The sequence below is a fragment of the Xanthomonas sp. WHRI 7064 genome (assembly GCF_040202355.2).
GTDB lineage: Bacteria > Pseudomonadota > Gammaproteobacteria > Xanthomonadales > Xanthomonadaceae > Xanthomonas > Xanthomonas arboricola.
In genome coordinates, this window is the sequence record NZ_CP167821.1 from 4,413,401 (window position 1) to 4,427,520 (window position 14,120).

General features: G+C 66.6%; 16 protein-coding genes. 13 read left to right on the forward strand and 3 right to left on the reverse strand.

Annotated elements, in window-relative coordinates; genetic code table 11:
• The first annotated feature begins 71 nt into the window (after positions 1-71).
• The 4 genes from ABQY74_RS18775 to ABQY74_RS18790 all read left to right on the forward strand — a co-directional run bounded on the left by ABQY74_RS18775 (position 72) and on the right by ABQY74_RS18790 (position 3,030).
• Positions 72-737: a response regulator transcription factor gene (locus ABQY74_RS18775; protein WP_016902656.1), complete on the forward strand. Its 666-nt coding sequence runs from the start codon at positions 72-74 to the stop codon at positions 735-737.
• Entirely contained in the window at positions 734-1,918 is a 1,185-nt protein-coding gene (locus tag ABQY74_RS18780; RefSeq protein ID WP_024939700.1) for a HAMP domain-containing sensor histidine kinase, read from the forward strand. The genes ABQY74_RS18775 and ABQY74_RS18780 overlap by 4 nt, the downstream gene beginning before the upstream one ends.
• A gap of 99 nt (positions 1,919-2,017) precedes the next feature.
• Positions 2,018-2,308 carry a hypothetical protein gene (locus ABQY74_RS18785; RefSeq protein ID WP_024939699.1) on the forward strand — a complete coding sequence of 97 codons (291 nt, stop codon included), beginning with the start codon at positions 2,018-2,020 and terminating at the stop codon, positions 2,306-2,308.
• A 59-nt stretch (positions 2,309-2,367) separates the two neighbouring features.
• Positions 2,368-3,030, forward strand: coding sequence for a DUF3313 domain-containing protein (locus ABQY74_RS18790; protein ID WP_349794083.1), 663 nt, complete (start codon positions 2,368-2,370; stop codon positions 3,028-3,030).
• A 497-nt stretch (positions 3,031-3,527) separates the two neighbouring features.
• Here the strand turns inward: ABQY74_RS18790 and ABQY74_RS18795 are convergent, their stop codons facing one another.
• Positions 3,528-4,346, reverse strand: coding sequence for a histidine biosynthesis protein HisIE (locus ABQY74_RS18795; RefSeq protein WP_024939697.1), 819 nt, complete (start codon positions 4,344-4,346; stop codon positions 3,528-3,530).
• A 242-nt stretch (positions 4,347-4,588) separates the two neighbouring features.
• Between ABQY74_RS18795 and ABQY74_RS18800 the strand changes: the two genes are divergently transcribed.
• The 7 genes from ABQY74_RS18800 to ABQY74_RS18830 all read left to right on the forward strand — a co-directional run bounded on the left by ABQY74_RS18800 (position 4,589) and on the right by ABQY74_RS18830 (position 10,921).
• Positions 4,589-6,028 (forward strand): Do family serine endopeptidase, encoded by a 1,440-nt coding sequence (locus tag ABQY74_RS18800; protein ID WP_024939696.1) that lies wholly within the window; start codon positions 4,589-4,591, stop codon positions 6,026-6,028.
• A 115-nt stretch (positions 6,029-6,143) separates the two neighbouring features.
• Entirely contained in the window at positions 6,144-6,506 is a 363-nt protein-coding gene (locus ABQY74_RS18805; RefSeq protein WP_006450942.1) for a hypothetical protein, read from the forward strand.
• A 3-nt stretch (positions 6,507-6,509) separates the two neighbouring features.
• On the forward strand, positions 6,510-6,998 hold the full coding sequence (locus ABQY74_RS18810) for a hypothetical protein (RefSeq protein WP_016902650.1): 489 nt from the start codon (positions 6,510-6,512) through the stop codon (positions 6,996-6,998).
• Positions 6,995-7,378 carry a hypothetical protein gene (locus ABQY74_RS18815; protein ID WP_016902649.1) on the forward strand — a complete coding sequence of 128 codons (384 nt, stop codon included), beginning with the start codon at positions 6,995-6,997 and terminating at the stop codon, positions 7,376-7,378. The genes ABQY74_RS18810 and ABQY74_RS18815 overlap by 4 nt, the downstream gene beginning before the upstream one ends.
• 184 nt (positions 7,379-7,562) lie before the next feature.
• Complete coding sequence (locus ABQY74_RS18820) at positions 7,563-8,669, forward strand: AI-2E family transporter (RefSeq protein WP_039521022.1); 1,107 nt, start codon at positions 7,563-7,565, stop codon at positions 8,667-8,669.
• A 100-nt stretch (positions 8,670-8,769) separates the two neighbouring features.
• The gene (locus ABQY74_RS18825; protein ID WP_349794080.1) at positions 8,770-9,507 is read left to right on the forward strand and encodes an HAD family hydrolase; all 738 of its coding nucleotides are present in this window, start codon (positions 8,770-8,772) and stop codon (positions 9,505-9,507) included.
• Between the two features lie 43 nt (positions 9,508-9,550).
• The gene (locus ABQY74_RS18830; protein ID WP_016902646.1) at positions 9,551-10,921 is read left to right on the forward strand and encodes a M17 family metallopeptidase; all 1,371 of its coding nucleotides are present in this window, start codon (positions 9,551-9,553) and stop codon (positions 10,919-10,921) included.
• Between the two features lie 56 nt (positions 10,922-10,977).
• On the opposite strand, the gene ABQY74_RS18835 is transcribed toward ABQY74_RS18830, so the two are convergent.
• Together ABQY74_RS18835 and ABQY74_RS18840 are read right to left on the reverse strand one after the other, a co-directional pair.
• Complete coding sequence (locus ABQY74_RS18835; RefSeq protein WP_349794078.1) at positions 10,978-11,733, reverse strand: anti-sigma factor; 756 nt, start codon at positions 11,731-11,733, stop codon at positions 10,978-10,980.
• Positions 11,730-12,245 carry an RNA polymerase sigma factor gene (locus ABQY74_RS18840; protein ID WP_016902644.1) on the reverse strand — a complete coding sequence of 172 codons (516 nt, stop codon included), beginning with the start codon at positions 12,243-12,245 and terminating at the stop codon, positions 11,730-11,732. The genes ABQY74_RS18835 and ABQY74_RS18840 overlap by 4 nt, the downstream gene beginning before the upstream one ends.
• A gap of 162 nt (positions 12,246-12,407) precedes the next feature.
• Here ABQY74_RS18840 and ABQY74_RS18845 point away from each other — a divergent pair, with 162 nt between their 5' ends.
• On the forward strand, positions 12,408-13,505 hold the full coding sequence (locus tag ABQY74_RS18845; RefSeq protein WP_102584071.1) for a catalase family peroxidase: 1,098 nt from the start codon (positions 12,408-12,410) through the stop codon (positions 13,503-13,505).
• The gene (locus ABQY74_RS18850; RefSeq protein ID WP_016902642.1) at positions 13,502-14,044 is read left to right on the forward strand and encodes a cytochrome b; all 543 of its coding nucleotides are present in this window, start codon (positions 13,502-13,504) and stop codon (positions 14,042-14,044) included. Before ABQY74_RS18845 ends, ABQY74_RS18850 begins: the two co-directional genes overlap by 4 nt.
• The last annotated feature ends 76 nt before the right edge of the window (positions 14,045-14,120 follow it).

Genomic DNA, 14,120 nt, shown 5'->3' on the forward strand with positions numbered 1-14,120 from the left:
AATATTTGCCTAACGACCATCTCCGACAGTGCTGCCGATCTCGGACTGGCCCTGGGCCCGGCGGAACACCTATGCACCTGCTGCTTGTCGAAGACGACACCATGCTGGCCAACGCGATCTGCGATGGCGTCCGCCAGCAGTCCTGGACCATCGACCACGTCGGCAGCGCCAATGCCGCCAAGACCGTGCTGGTGGACCACCGCTACACCGCTGTGCTGCTGGATATCGGACTGCCGGGCGAGTCCGGGCTGACGGTGATCCGCTTCATGCGCGGCCATTACGACGCCACGCCGGTGATCGCACTGACCGCGCGCGGCCAGCTCACCGACCGCATCCGCGGCCTGGATGCCGGTGCCGACGACTACCTGGTCAAGCCGTTCCAGTTCGACGAGTTGATGGCGCGGCTGCGTGCGATCACCCGGCGCAGCCAGGGCCGCGTGGTGCCGCTGCTCACGCAGGGCGATGTCTGTGTGGACCCGAGCAGCCGCAAGGTCACCCGCGACGGCAAGTGGGTGGCGCTGAGCGCGCACGAATACCGCCTGCTGCTGGCGCTGATGGAACGCGCCGGGCGCGTGGTCACCAAGGATCAACTGGAAGAAGGCGTCTACGGCGGTCCGTCCGAAGGCGGCAGCAACATGATTGCAGTGTACGTGCACCAGCTGCGCCGCAAGCTGGGCGACGAGCTGATCTCCACGGTGTATGGCCAGGGCTACATGGTCGGCAAGGCACCGGAATGAAATCGCTGCAGGCACGCATGCTGGCGGCGCTGGCCGCAATCGTGTTGTTGAGCTGGTCCACCTCGTTGTGGATCCTGGTCGCCCTGGTCACCCAGGGCCATCACAGCGTGTTCGAGCAGGAGCTCAACATGTTCGGCGACCAGTTGATCAGCGCCCTGCCCGATGCGCTGGAGCACCGCTTCGATACGCAACCGGAGCCGCCGGCCGCGGTCGACGCGCACACCCCGATCGGCAATGTGTCCTCGCGCATGAGCTTCAAGCAGACCTTGATTGCGATGGTGCTCAACACCTTGCAACTGGGGGTATTGGGCGTGCTGGTGTGGTGGGCGGTCCGCACCTCGCTCGCACCGCTGCGCGCCATCTCCGGCGCCATCGCGCAACGCACCGGGCTGGAAACCGAGCCGGTGCCGCTGGCGCAGGTGCCGGACGAGATTCGCCCGCTGATCGGCTCCTTCAATTCGCTGCTGGCCCGCGTGGAAAAGACAGTGCAGGCCGAGCGCGATTTCGTGGCAGACGCCGCGCACGAACTGCGCACCCCGCTGTCTGCGCTGCATGCCTACGCCGAGGTCGCGCTGCGCGCACCCACGCTGGAGGCCAAGGACGCGGCGCTGCAGCAGCTGCTGGAAACCGCGCGCCGCAGCAATCGGCTGGCCGAGCAATTGCTGGATCTGGCGCGGCTGGATGCAGGCATCAGTTCGGCGGCGTACCAGCAGGTGGACATGGGCGAGCTGATCTCGCATGTGCTGGACGAATTCAGCGTGCAGGCCGAGGCCCGCCACATCAATCTGCAGGTGGAAGCATCGCCCTGCCTGCTGCGTTGCGACGTGGATGCGGTGGGCATCCTGATCCGCAATCTGGTCGACAACGCCATCCGCTATGGCCGGCCTCACGGCATGGTGGAAGTAAGTTGCGGCTACTGCCTGCGCGCCGATGCGCTGCATCCGTTCGTGCAGGTCAGCGATGACGGCCCGGGCGTGCCGGAGAGTGCCCACGCGTCCATCTTCGAACGCTTCTACCGGGTTGCCGGCAGTCAGGTGCAGGGCAGCGGGATCGGGCTGTCGCTGGTGGCCGGCATCGCGCGCCTGCACGAGGCCAGCATCGAAACCTGCGAAGGCCACGAGGGCCGCGGCCTGTGCGTGCGCGTGGTGTTCGCCAGCGAGGGCGTGCGCCGCACCGGCTGAACGCAGGCGGCGTGCGGCGATCGTCCATCGCCCAACCAATAAGTTTCCAACACCCGCTGCCTACAGTGCACTCACCGCACGCATCCAGGATGCATGGTGATGTTTCACTCGATCCGTTCCACCCCGCTCCCCCCCGCCGCCATCGCGCTGCTGGCGCCGCATACGGCCGCCAACGACAGCGTTGCCCCTGCCCCTGTCGCCGATGTCCTGCTGCTGGACTTTCGCTGTGGCCGCACCGGCACGCGCAATCGCGACATCTGGAGCGAACTGCCGGATATCCGCAGCGCGCGGCAGGCGCGCCGGCTGCAGCACTGGGCCAAGAGCGGGGTGTTGTTCACTGCCGCCGCAGTGGTGTTTGCGCTGGCGGTGGCCAGCTATCTGATGCATTGAGCGCGCGGCCCCGCTCGCGCGTGCCTGTCCCTATCTGCTTCCTCTCCAGGTATTTGCCCATGTCGTCGCATTCCCTTGTCCGTTGCTGCGCGCTGCTGGTCGTCGGCGTGACGCTGATCGGTTGTGCCAGTACGCGCCCGATGCCGTACAGCCAGCTGCCGTCTTCAAGCTATCTGCGCCCGCACGATGGCAGCCGTGGTGACCGCATGCCGTACGCCTACCAGGGCGAGGTGGATTGGACGCGCTACCGCGCCGCACTGGTCGAGCCGGTCAGCATCTATCGCGGTCCGGACACGCAATTCGAAGACGTGCCCGAGCAGGACAAACGCATGCTCGCCGATTACATGCAACAGGAGTTCGGCAATGCGATCGGGCAGCGTTGGCAGCGCGCGACGGTGGCCGATCGCGACACCTTGCGCGTGCGCATCAGCCTGACCGGTGCCAAGCCCAGCAAGCGGGTGCTGGGCACCTTCATGAAGGTGGATCTGGGCGGCGGTTCCTATAACGCGGTGCAGGCCGCGCGCGGCAAGGAAGGCGCGTTTTCCGGCTCGGTCAGCTACGCGGTGGAAATCTTCGACGCGCAGAGCAACCGCCTGCTCGCCGCCTATGTCGAAAAACAGTATCCGAGCGCAATGAACATCAAGGCCAGCCTGGGCGCCTACGACGCGGCCAAGGCCGGTATTCGCAAGGGCGCCGAGCAGTTGGTCAAGGGAATGGAGTAGCTGGGATTCGGGATTCGGGATTCGGGAATCGGGAATCGGGAATCGGGAATCGGATTAGCGTAAGCGATGGCTTCCAGTTTCCGTCCCCCATCGGGAGAAGGTGCCCCGCAGGGCGGATGAGGGTACGGGCGAAGCCTCGCGAATGCGGGACGACATGCGGCTTCGTCGGTTTCACGCTACCGCCGCTGCACACCCAACCCATTCTTGCATCGCAGGCGCTCAAGGACGCGCGCCCATGGCGCGCAAGCCGTACCTTCTCGCTCCGTGAGGAGAGTGGCTTGATGTCCCGCATCTGGCGAGCGCTATGGACAGATGCCCATATGGCTCAGATATCAGATCCAGTCACTCGCCCGATCAGATGAGCGCAGCAGGAAAGCGATCATCTCGTTAACAGTCACACCACAAAAAAGGCCGGCGCTGTACCAACAGCGCCGGCCTTTGTCAGTCTGCACGGCCAACGCATCGTCAGCGTGCAATGCCATCTTGGTGCTGCAGCATCAACGCGTCACGCGCTTGGCCACTTTCTTGCCCACCGCCTTGCGGGCGGCGGTGGTCTTGGCCACGGCGCGCGTGGCCGGGGTCTTGGTGACCTTGGCGGCCTTCTTCAGGGTGGTCTTGGTCACCGCCTTCTTGAGCGGGGCCTTTTTCACTGCGGCCTGTTTGGTGGCGGTCTGTTTGGCCACTGGTGCCTTCTTGGCGGCGGGCTTGACGATGGTCTTGGCGACCGGCTTCTTGACCGGCGCCGCCTTGGCCGCAGCCTTCTTCGCTGCCGTACGCGCGCCCACTGTGGCCACTGCGCTCTTGCGCGCTGCGCTCTTGGCCGCGGTCTTGGCGCTCAGTGCTGCGGCTTCGGCCTTGGCATTGGCCTTGGCGGTTTCCAGCTTCTGCTTGGCGCTGGCCTTGGTGTTGGCCAGTTTCTTCTTGGCAGCATCGGTGGTGCTGCTCAGCTTCTGCTTGGCGGCATCCTTGGTGGATGCGAGCTTCTGCTTGGCAGCGTCCTTGGTGGCGGTCAACTTGTCCTTGGCGGCCTCCTTGCCCGACACCAGCGAGCGCTTGGTCTTGGCCACACTGCGCTTGACCGCGGTGGCTGCATCGCCGGCCTTTTCGACGACGCGCTGTTCGACCTTGACCACGGCCTTGCGGGCCTTGGCGACGCGGGTCTTGGCCTCTGCCACCACCGTGCCGGCCGCGTCCTGCACGCTGGCCACCGCGTCGCTGGTGGTGCTGGCGATGGTCTCGCCCAATTCGGTGGCAGTGCTCTTGACGCTATCGACAGCCTCGGACAGGGTTGCCGTCACACCATTGCCGTTGCTCATAGGACCCTCCTTAAGGGCATCAGTGCTGAAAACGCGGGCGATGCGCAGCGGCATGCGTATGCTGAACAGGCATCGGATCAAGCGGACGCTACGCCGGGCTCAAGCGACTGTCAACGCAGCGCCGGCAAGGGCTCGGCGGCGCTTTCACCAGGCGTTAAATTGCCCGCTGGCACTCTCGTTCAGCTTGATTTACGCAGTCAGACGCCCTATTCCTCTTCCACCGCGTAACCCGGACTCGTTGCATGCGCCCGCTGCCCACCTTGCTGACCCTTTCCCTGGCCGCTGCCTTCGGCGGATTTGCCGCCACCGGCATCAATGCCTGGATGGACAACCGCGCCGAGGCCGCACCGGCCGGTGTCTCAACTACCTTTAGCCTGCCCGCGGCCGCCGCGTTGCCGGCCACCGTCGCCGGGCAACCGGTGCCGTCGCTGGCGCCGATGCTGCAACAGGCAATGCCGGCGGTGGTGAGCGTCAATACCAAGCAGGTGGTGCGCGTGCGCAACCCGTTCTTCAACGACCCGATCCTGCGCCGGCTGTTTCCGCAGGTGCCGCAGGACCGCATCAATGAGTCGCTGGGTTCGGGCGTGATCATCGATGCGCAAAAAGGCTATGTGCTGACCAATCACCACGTCATCGAAAATGCCGACGATGTGCAGGTGACGCTTGGCGACGGGCGCACGGTCAAGGCCGATTTCATCGGCTCCGATGCCGATACCGATATCGCGCTGATCCGCATCAAGGCCGACAACCTCACCGACATCAAGTTGGCCGACAGCAATGCGCTGCGCGTGGGCGACTTCGTGGTGGCGATCGGCAACCCGTTCGGCTTCACCCAGACGGTGACCTCCGGCATCGTCTCGGCGGTGGGCCGCAGCGGTATTCGCGGGCTGGGCTACCAGAACTTCATCCAGACCGATGCCTCGATCAATCCGGGCAACTCCGGTGGTGCGCTGGTCAACCTGCAGGGCCAGTTGGTGGGCATCAATACCGCCAGCTTCAATCCCCAGGGCAGCATGGCGGGCAATATCGGCCTGGGCCTGGCGATTCCCTCCAACCTGGCGCGCAATGTGGTGGAGCAACTGGTGACCAAGGGCGTGGTGGTGCGCGGCACGCTCGGGCTGGAAACCCAGAACCTCACCCAGCAGATGCTGCAGGGCCTGGGTGTGGATTCGTTGCGCGGTGCGCTGGTGACGCGCGTGTTGCCAGGGTCCGCTGCGGCCGCCGCAGGCGTGCAGCCGGGCGATGTGGTGGTGGCCGCCAATGACCAGCGCGTGGACAGCGCAGAGGCGCTGCACAACTACGAAGGCCTGCAGGCGGTCGGTAGCGCGGTCAGGCTGGAGATTCGCCGCGACGGCAAACCGCTCACGCTCACCGCCAAACTGAAGGAGCAGGACCGCGCAGTCACCGGCGACATGCTCGACCCGCGCCTGGGCGGCGCCACCTTCGTGGATCTGCCCGAATCGCTGCGCCAATCCGGCATTACTGGCGTCATGGTCAGCGAGGTCAAACGCGGCGGTCGCGCTGCAGCCAATGGGCTGGTCAGCGGCGATGTGATCGTGGCCAGCAGCGTGGGCGAGTTTGCCGATCTGGCCAGCTGGCGCGCCAATTTCCAGCGCAAGCCGCAGCAACTGGTCGTGCGCATTCTGCGTGGCAACGCGCAGTACGACGCGTTGATGCGTTGACGTGGCGTGCACTGCCATCGGCGTGCACTAACACCTCCTACACCGCAGCGATGCTATTGCTGCACCACGCCCGCATGCTATCGCGGCTGCCATCAATGACCGAAGGAGATATCGCATGAGCCCCACCAATACCGACCAGCTGAAAGAAAATCTGAGCGAAGCCAGCACCCACCTGAAGTCTGCCGCCAGCGCTGCAGGCGAGGCTGTCAAAGGCGCCACCAGTGCTGCAGGCGATGAGCTCAAGCTCGGTCGCGCCAACGTCAAGGCTGAGCTCTCCGATACCGCACTGGCTGGTATGGCTGCTGCCGAGTTCGGCGGCGCCGCTGCCAAGGAACAGCTCGACGTGCTGGTCAGCAAGGGCAACGACCTGCTGGAAAGCGCAACCGATCTGATTCGTGAGCGCCCGCTGGCTGCGTTTGGCGTTGCGTTTGCGACCGGCTGGATCATTGCCAAGCTGGCACGCAGCAACGACAACTAAGTCGTGAGCGACCAGGCCTCTACAGCTGCCGCCTCCGACGCGCCCAACGCGCGTCCGGAAACGCCAGGACTGGACGAAAGCGTACGTGCGGTCGGCGCAGCCGGCCGCGCAACGCTGGGCTCGGCCAAGGACACCAGCCGCGCGTTGCGCCGGCTGGTGTCGGCTGACTTGCAACTTGCACGCAGTGCCTTCGGGCGCGGACTGGCCTGGGCATGCGTTGCCGTGGTCTTCGGTGCGTCGTCGTGGTTGTTGCTGGCAGGTGCGATCATCGCGCTGCTGCAACGCGCCGGCCTGTCGTGGTTCCAGGCGATGTTTTTCACCGCGTTGGCCAGCTTGTTGGTCACCGGCATTGCGGCGTGGCGGGTGTTCTTCTACTTCGACCACACCGGCCTGAATGCAACACGTCGTCAGCTGGTCAAGCTGGGCATCTTCGATGACAGCAGCGACGACGACGATGCCCACGCATCGGCTGCCAATGGAGCACGCACATGAAGTTTGGCACCTTGCGTCAGCGCGTGGAACGCGCCGAATTCCTGGTGGAAGGGCGCGCCCAGGAAACACGCCTGCATTGGGGAGAATTGCGTGACACCTGGCGTGCCGGGTGGTCTCCGCTGCGAATCATGGTGGTTGGTTTCGGCCTGGGGTTTGTCACCGGCCGCAACGAACCGCAGGCGGCATTGGGCAGCATCGCCAGCAAGCTCGGCGGTATCCCGAAGATTCTGCAGATGATCAGCACGATCTCTGCGCTGTTCACCGCACACCGTGCGCAGGAAGCCTCCGAGCAGGCCGAACGTGCCGCAGACAGTGCCGAAGAGGTCGCTGCCGATCCACCGGTGACGGTGGTGCAGGCGCCGATCGACCGCGCTGCGTAATGGCGGGTTCCCGAGCATCGCTCGGGATCGCGCTGCGGGTGTCTGCCGCCAGATGCGCGGCAGAGCCCGCCACTCATGCTCTGACGGACTGACGTTACGCGCACACCCTCTGTGCGCTGCGTTGACGCGTTCGGCTGATAATGGCCCACCGCTGGCAGCACGCCAGTCTGCTGCCAGGGCGCGCATGACTCTTCCCGTCGATTCTATGGATGCTGCCATCGCGGCAGATTCGCTCCCGCCGCCACCGGCACCGCGCCCGCGCGCACCGGTCTCGCTGGTGGTGCTGGCCACGCTTGCGGTTGGTTATACGCTGTGGGCTGCACAGACGATCATCCTGCCGGTGATGTTGGCAGCCTTCTTTGCCTTGATCGGCAACCCCATCCTGCGCGGTCTGCGCAAGCTGTATATCCCCCGCTTCCTTGGCGCCTTGATGGTGTTGTGCCTGGGCCTGGCCGGTACCGTGACACTGGCCGCGCAGCTGGCCGGGCCGGCCGCCGAATGGGTGCAGCAGGCGCCCCGGCAGATGCGCCAGATCGCCCGCGACGTGCGCGATTTCACCAAGCCGGTGATGCAGGCCAACCAAGCCGCGGAAAACTTTGCACGCGCGGCCGGCGGCGATGGCCAGCGCAGCGTGCAGATCGTGCGCACGCAGATGGACGACCCCTACAAGGCGCTGGTGCGCACGCCGAAGCTGGCCGCATCGGTGCTTGCGGTGGTGCTGCTGACGTTCTTCTTCATGGTCTATGGCGAAAGCCTGCAACGGCATGCGATCGCCTTGCTGCCCAATCGACAGCAGCAACGCTTCACCACAGAAATCATGCTGGACATCGAGCGCGAGGTCTCGCGCTACGTACTCACCATCAGCGTGATCAATACGCTGGTCGGGCTGGTCTTCGCCGGCATTCTCTACGTGCTCAAGATTCCGCTGCCCGAAGCGCTGCTATGGGGCACGGTGGTGGCGCTGCTCAACTTCGCGCCGTATGTGGGCCCGTTGATCGGCGTGATGCTGATGCTGCTGATGGGCTTTGTGGAATTCCGCACCACCTTGTCGGCGATGCTGCCGGCGATCCTGTACCTGGCGCTGCACACCATCGAAGGCCAGGTGGTCACCCCGATCGTGCTCGGCCGCCGCATGGCGATCTCGCCGCTGATGCTGATCCTGGCGCTGATGCTGTTCGGCTGGCTATGGGGCATGGTCGGTTTGCTGCTGGCGGTACCGCTGCTGGTCTGCATCAAGATGGTGCTGAGCCGGGTGGAGGGAATGCAGCGTTGGGCCAGGCTGTTGGAGTAGCCGGGAATCGGGAGTTGGGAATCGGGAATCGCAAGAGCAGTGGCTGCGCTCTACCCATTCTCGATTCCCGACTCCCCATTCCCGGCATTACAATCTGGCGATGAGCTTCCACATCAGCGCCATCACCCTCGACCTCGACGATACGTTGTGGCCCTTTGCGCCGATCGGGGCGCGGATCGACCAGGTGTTGTACGACTGGATGCGCGAGCACAGCCCGGTCACCGCCGAGCGGTTTCCGGTGGAGGCGATGCGCGAACTGCGCGAGCGCAGCTTTGCCGACAACCCGCACCTGCATCATGACCTCAGCGCGCTGCGGCGATTGACGCTGGAAATGGCGCTGCGCGAGAGCGGCGGCGATCTGGCCTTGCTGGAGCCTGCGTACGAAGTCTTCTATGCCGCGCGCAACCAGGTGGAGTACTACCCGGATGCACTGGACGCGCTGGCGCGTATCGCCGCGCATGTGCCGGTGGCCGCGCTCAGCAATGGCAATGCCGATCTGCAACGCATCGGGCTGATGCATCACTTCGCGTTTCAGTTGGGCTCGCGCGAGCACGGCAGCGCCAAGCCGGATCCGAGCATCTTCCTGGCCGCATGCGCGCGGCTGGAAGTGCCGCCGGCGCAGGTGCTACATGTGGGCGACCACGTGCGCATGGACGTGCTGGGCGCGCTGGATGCCGGGCTGCGCGCCTGCTGGATCAACCGTGATGGAGCGCAGTGGTCGCACCCGACCCAGCAACCGGATCTGGAGTTCGACTCCATGACCGGGCTGGCGGACTGGCTGGACGCGCAGCAGCCGCACCCCGACCCCGCACACGCCGGCATCCGCCTTCCCGCCTGAGCCACTTTTTGCTCGGCGCATGGCGCCGCCTCCGAGGATTTCCATGTCGCAGCTCACCGGTTTCATCGATCCCAACGCCGCAGCCTTGCCGCTGCATGTGCTCGACCGCGAAGGCTTTGCACGTTGGTGCGCCGAACAGCCCACGCGCGTGCTGGCGTGGGCACAGGCGCAACGGTTCGATGCCGCGCCAGGCAGCGTGCTGTTGCTGCCGGGCGAACAGGGGCTGGCCGGCGCGGTGCTGGGCATCGGCGACCGCGCCGATGCCTACGCCTACGCGCATGCACCGATGGCGCTGCCGCCGGCCAGCCGCTGGACTCTGGCCAACACGCTGAGCGAGAGCGAGCAGGCGCTGCTGCACCTGGGCTGGGGCCTGGGTGCGTACCGCTTCTCGCGCTACCGCAAGGTACCGCGCGCACCGGCCGAACTGGCCGCCACGCCGACACCGCAGACACGCGCCTTGATCGAGGCCTGCATCCGCGTGCGCGACTGGGTCAATACGCCGACCGAGGACATGGGCCCGCAGCATCTGGAAGAGGCCACGCGCGCACTGGCGCAAACACATGGCGCCCAGGTCGATGCCATCGTCGGCGAGCAATTGCTGGCGCAGAACTTCCCCACCATCCACGCGGTCGGGCGTGCCTCGCACCGGGCGCCGCGGCTGATCCAGCTGCAATGGGGCGATGCGGCGCATCCGCATCTGGTGCTGGTCGGCAAGGGCGTGTGCTTTGACACCGGCGGGCTGGATCTGAAGCCGGCCGATGGCATGCGCAACATGAAGAAGGATATGGGCGGCGCGGCGCATGCCTTGGCGCTGGCCGGCCTGGTGATGGCGCAGCAGCTGCCGGTGCGACTGACCCTGTTGATTGCCGCGGTGGAAAACGCGGTCGGACCGGATGCGTTCCGCCCGGGCGAAGTCATCACCACCCGCGCCGGCGTCACGGTGGAAGTGGACAACACCGATGCCGAAGGCCGCCTGGTGCTGTGCGATGCACTGAGCTACGCCACCGAGCAGCGCCCCGATCTGATCCTGGATTTCGCAACGCTGACCGGTGCCGCACGCATCGCCTTGGGGCCGGACCTGCCCGCGCTGTTCGCCAACGACGATGCGCTGGCGCAGGCCTGGCTGCGTGCCGGCGAGCAGACCCGCGACCCGGTCTGGCGCATGCCGCTGTGGCGCCCGTATCTGCGTTACCTCAACAGCCATGTCGCCGACATGGCCAACGCCGGCTCGCGCATGGCCGGTGCGGTCACCGCCGCGCTGTACCTGGAGCGCTTTGTCGCGCCGGGCCAGCTGTGGGCGCATCTGGACGTGTACGCCTGGAACGACAGCGACCGCCCCGGCCGCCCGGCGGGCGGCGAGGCACTGGCGCTGCGCTCGGCCTTTGCGATGCTCCAGCAACGCTACGGCGGCTGAGCTCGCCGCACACGCAGCGCGCGCCAGCCATCAGCACGCGCCTCAAGTCGCGCCGGTCATCCCTGGCTGCGCAGCAACGGCGCGATCGTGCGCATGCGTGTCTGCGTCGCCGGGCCGACCAGCGCAAACGCGGTCTCGCCTTCGGCCCAGTACTGCGCCAGTAGACGGCCATCGCGACGTTCGCCGGTGGGCATCGGCCCGCTGCGCGGACGCAGATACAGGCCGATACGCGCGCCGTCGGCATCGCTGTAGACCAGCATCGCTGCCGCGCCTTCGGGTGTGGAAAGCAACTGCCCGCCGCGTAGCACATAGCCCTGCGCACGCAGATCCGGCACCACACCGGCATTGCCGAAATGCGTGCGCAACCACGGCTCCAACTCTGCGTGGCGCCGCACGTCCAATATAAGGCCCGGGTGCGCGTCGACATCGGCAAACAGGCGATAGGCGGCCACCGCATCGGCCATCGGCACGCGCTGAATGGCGAGCCGGCTCTCGCGCAACTGCCAGCCCAGCCCGGTGCCCAGGCCCAGCGCCAGCACGCAACTGGCGGCCATGGCCGCCAGGGTCCGGCGGCGTTGCTGCAGACCGCGGCGAATCGCTGCAGGCGTCAGCGCCAGCGTGGCCAACTCCGGCTCCAGTCCGGCATGCGCGGCGCGCAGCGCTTCGGCATCGCGTTTCCAGCCCGCCACGCGCGCGGCCTGCGCCGGGTGCGCCTGCAACCAGGCGGCCACCGCTGCGCGTTGCGCCGGCTCCAGCCGGCCATCGACATAGGCGTGCAGTGCGTGTTCGTCAGGCGGCGACGTGCTGGTCATTTCAGGATCCTCAATGCAGGTGCGTGGCGCACGTGGCCTTCGTTCAATGCACGCAGGCGTTCGCGCGCACGCGACAGCCGCGACATCACCGTGCCGATCGGGATGCCGAGGGTGTCGGCCACCTCGCGGTAGCTGAAACCCTCCACGCTGACCAGGAGCAGCAAGGCGCGCTGTTCCGGCGGCAGCAACGCCAGGCTGGCCAGCATGGCGCGGCCGTCGTGCACCTGCTCGGCCGATGCGGACTGGCTGGGCTGCTGCGGTGCGAACAGGCCCACCACGCGCTGCCAGCGCGCGGCGCGGCGCTGCCCGTCCAGAAACTGCCGGTACAGGATGGCGAACAGCCACGGCTGCAGGGCCTCGGCGGTATGGCGGGTACGCCAACGCCGCAGCGCACGTTCCAGCGTGGCCTGCACCAGGTCGTCGGCGCTGGCGGGCTCGCCGCTCAGCGAGCGCGCGAAGCGACGCAGCGCCGGCAGCACGGCACGCAGTTGGTCATCGTCCAGAGCATCCATCGGCAGGTTTGGTGGTGGCATCACACAGTAGACGCGCTGGAGCGTGGACTATTCCCACGTTCGATGCGCGTGCCACAACGCCTGGGCGATCACGGGAATAAGTCGGCCTGCACGTCGTCTCACTGCATCGACCACTCACCGCACCGACCCCTGGAGCCAGCCATGACCTTGCCACCTCCTTCCCCACCGCCGCAGCATGGACGCGTCCGCGTCGCGCCCTTGCTGGGGATCGCCGCGATTGCCGGCGGCCTGGCGGTTGCGTTCGCCTGGACCGCCGGCTGGATCGGTGGCGACCGGCTCACCGCCGCGCGCATGACCGACACCATCGAGGCCAGCGGGCCGCCGCATCCGGGCTTTCGCCGCGCGCATACCAAGGGCGTGTGTGTGAGCGGGGACTTCAAGTCCAGCGGCAAGGCCACCTGGCTGTCGTCGGCACGCATCTTCAGCCAGGCCAGCACGCCGGTGCTCGGGCGCCTGTCGATCGGCGGCGGCGACCCGCATGGCGCCGATGGTGCGGCACGCGTACGCAGCATGGCATTGCTGTTGCGCAGCGACGACGGGCAGGAATGGCGCACCGCGATGAACAGTTTTCCGTTCTTCGTGGTGGCCACCCCAGCCGGTTTTCAGGCACTGAATGTGGCATCCCGGCCGGACCCGGCCACCGGCAAGCCCGACCCGGCCAAGCTGGCCGCGTTCGGCAAGCAGTATCCGGAAGCAGCCAAGTTCCAGCAGTGGGCCAAGACCGCACCGTGGTCCAACAGCTGGGCCAACACGCAATACAACGGGGTGAATGCGTTCCGCGCGATTGCCGCCGATGGACGCGAGCGCTACATCCGCTGGTCGATGCGTCCGCATACCCCGTTCCAGGAGCTCAGCGCCGAACAGCGCGCGCAAGCCGATGGCGATTTTCTCGCCACCGATCTAAACACGCGCCTGGCGCAGGGACCGCTGCGTTGGGACCTGGTGCTGACCGTGGCCGAGCCGGGCGACGCGGTGGACGATCCCTCGCAGCCATGGCCGGAAAGCCGCAAGCAGATCGTCGCCGGCACGGTGTCGATCGATCATGCCGAGCCGCAGGCCACCGGCCCGTGCCGCGACCTGAATTACGACCCGCTGATCCTGCCCAAGGGCATCGCCGGATCCAACGACCCGATCCTGGCGGCGCGCTCGTCGGTGTATTCGCAATCGTTCAACCGGCGCGAGCATGAGATCGCCAATGGCACAGGCAGCGCCGCCACCGGCCAGGGAGCACGCCAATGAGCAGCCATACCCACTTCAATCTGCCCGCACGCGTGCTGCATTGGTTGATGGCCGCGATGATCCTGACCATGCTGTTCGTCGGCGTGGGCATGGTGGCTTCGGTGACGCAGCGGCCGTGGTTGATCGATCTGCATCGCCCCTTGGGCATTGCGATCCTGATCCTTGCGGTGCTGCGCCTGATCAATCGCCTGCGCAACCGCCCGCCGCCGCTGCCCGCCGACCTGCCGGCCTGGCAGAAGGCCGCGGCGACCGCTTCGCACTGGTTGTTGTATGCGCTGATGCTGGGCATGCCCTTGATTGGCTGGGCGATGCTGTCGGCCGGCGCTTATCCGATCGTGCTGTGGCCGGGCGCGAACCTGCCGGCGATCGCGCCGCACGATCCTGCGCTGTACGCCTGGTTGCGGAGCGCACACGGCTGGTTGGCGTACCTGTTGTTCGCCACCGTGCTGGGGCATCTGAGCGCGGCGCTGTTCCATGCCTGGGTGCGCCGGGATGGCGTGTTTTCCAGCATGGCGCGTGGCGAGCGATCTGCGCGTTGATGGATGGGTGTCGGCTCCCTTCTCCTGCCGGGAGAAGGTGCCCCCGCAGGGGCGGATGCGGGTACGGGCGAAGCAT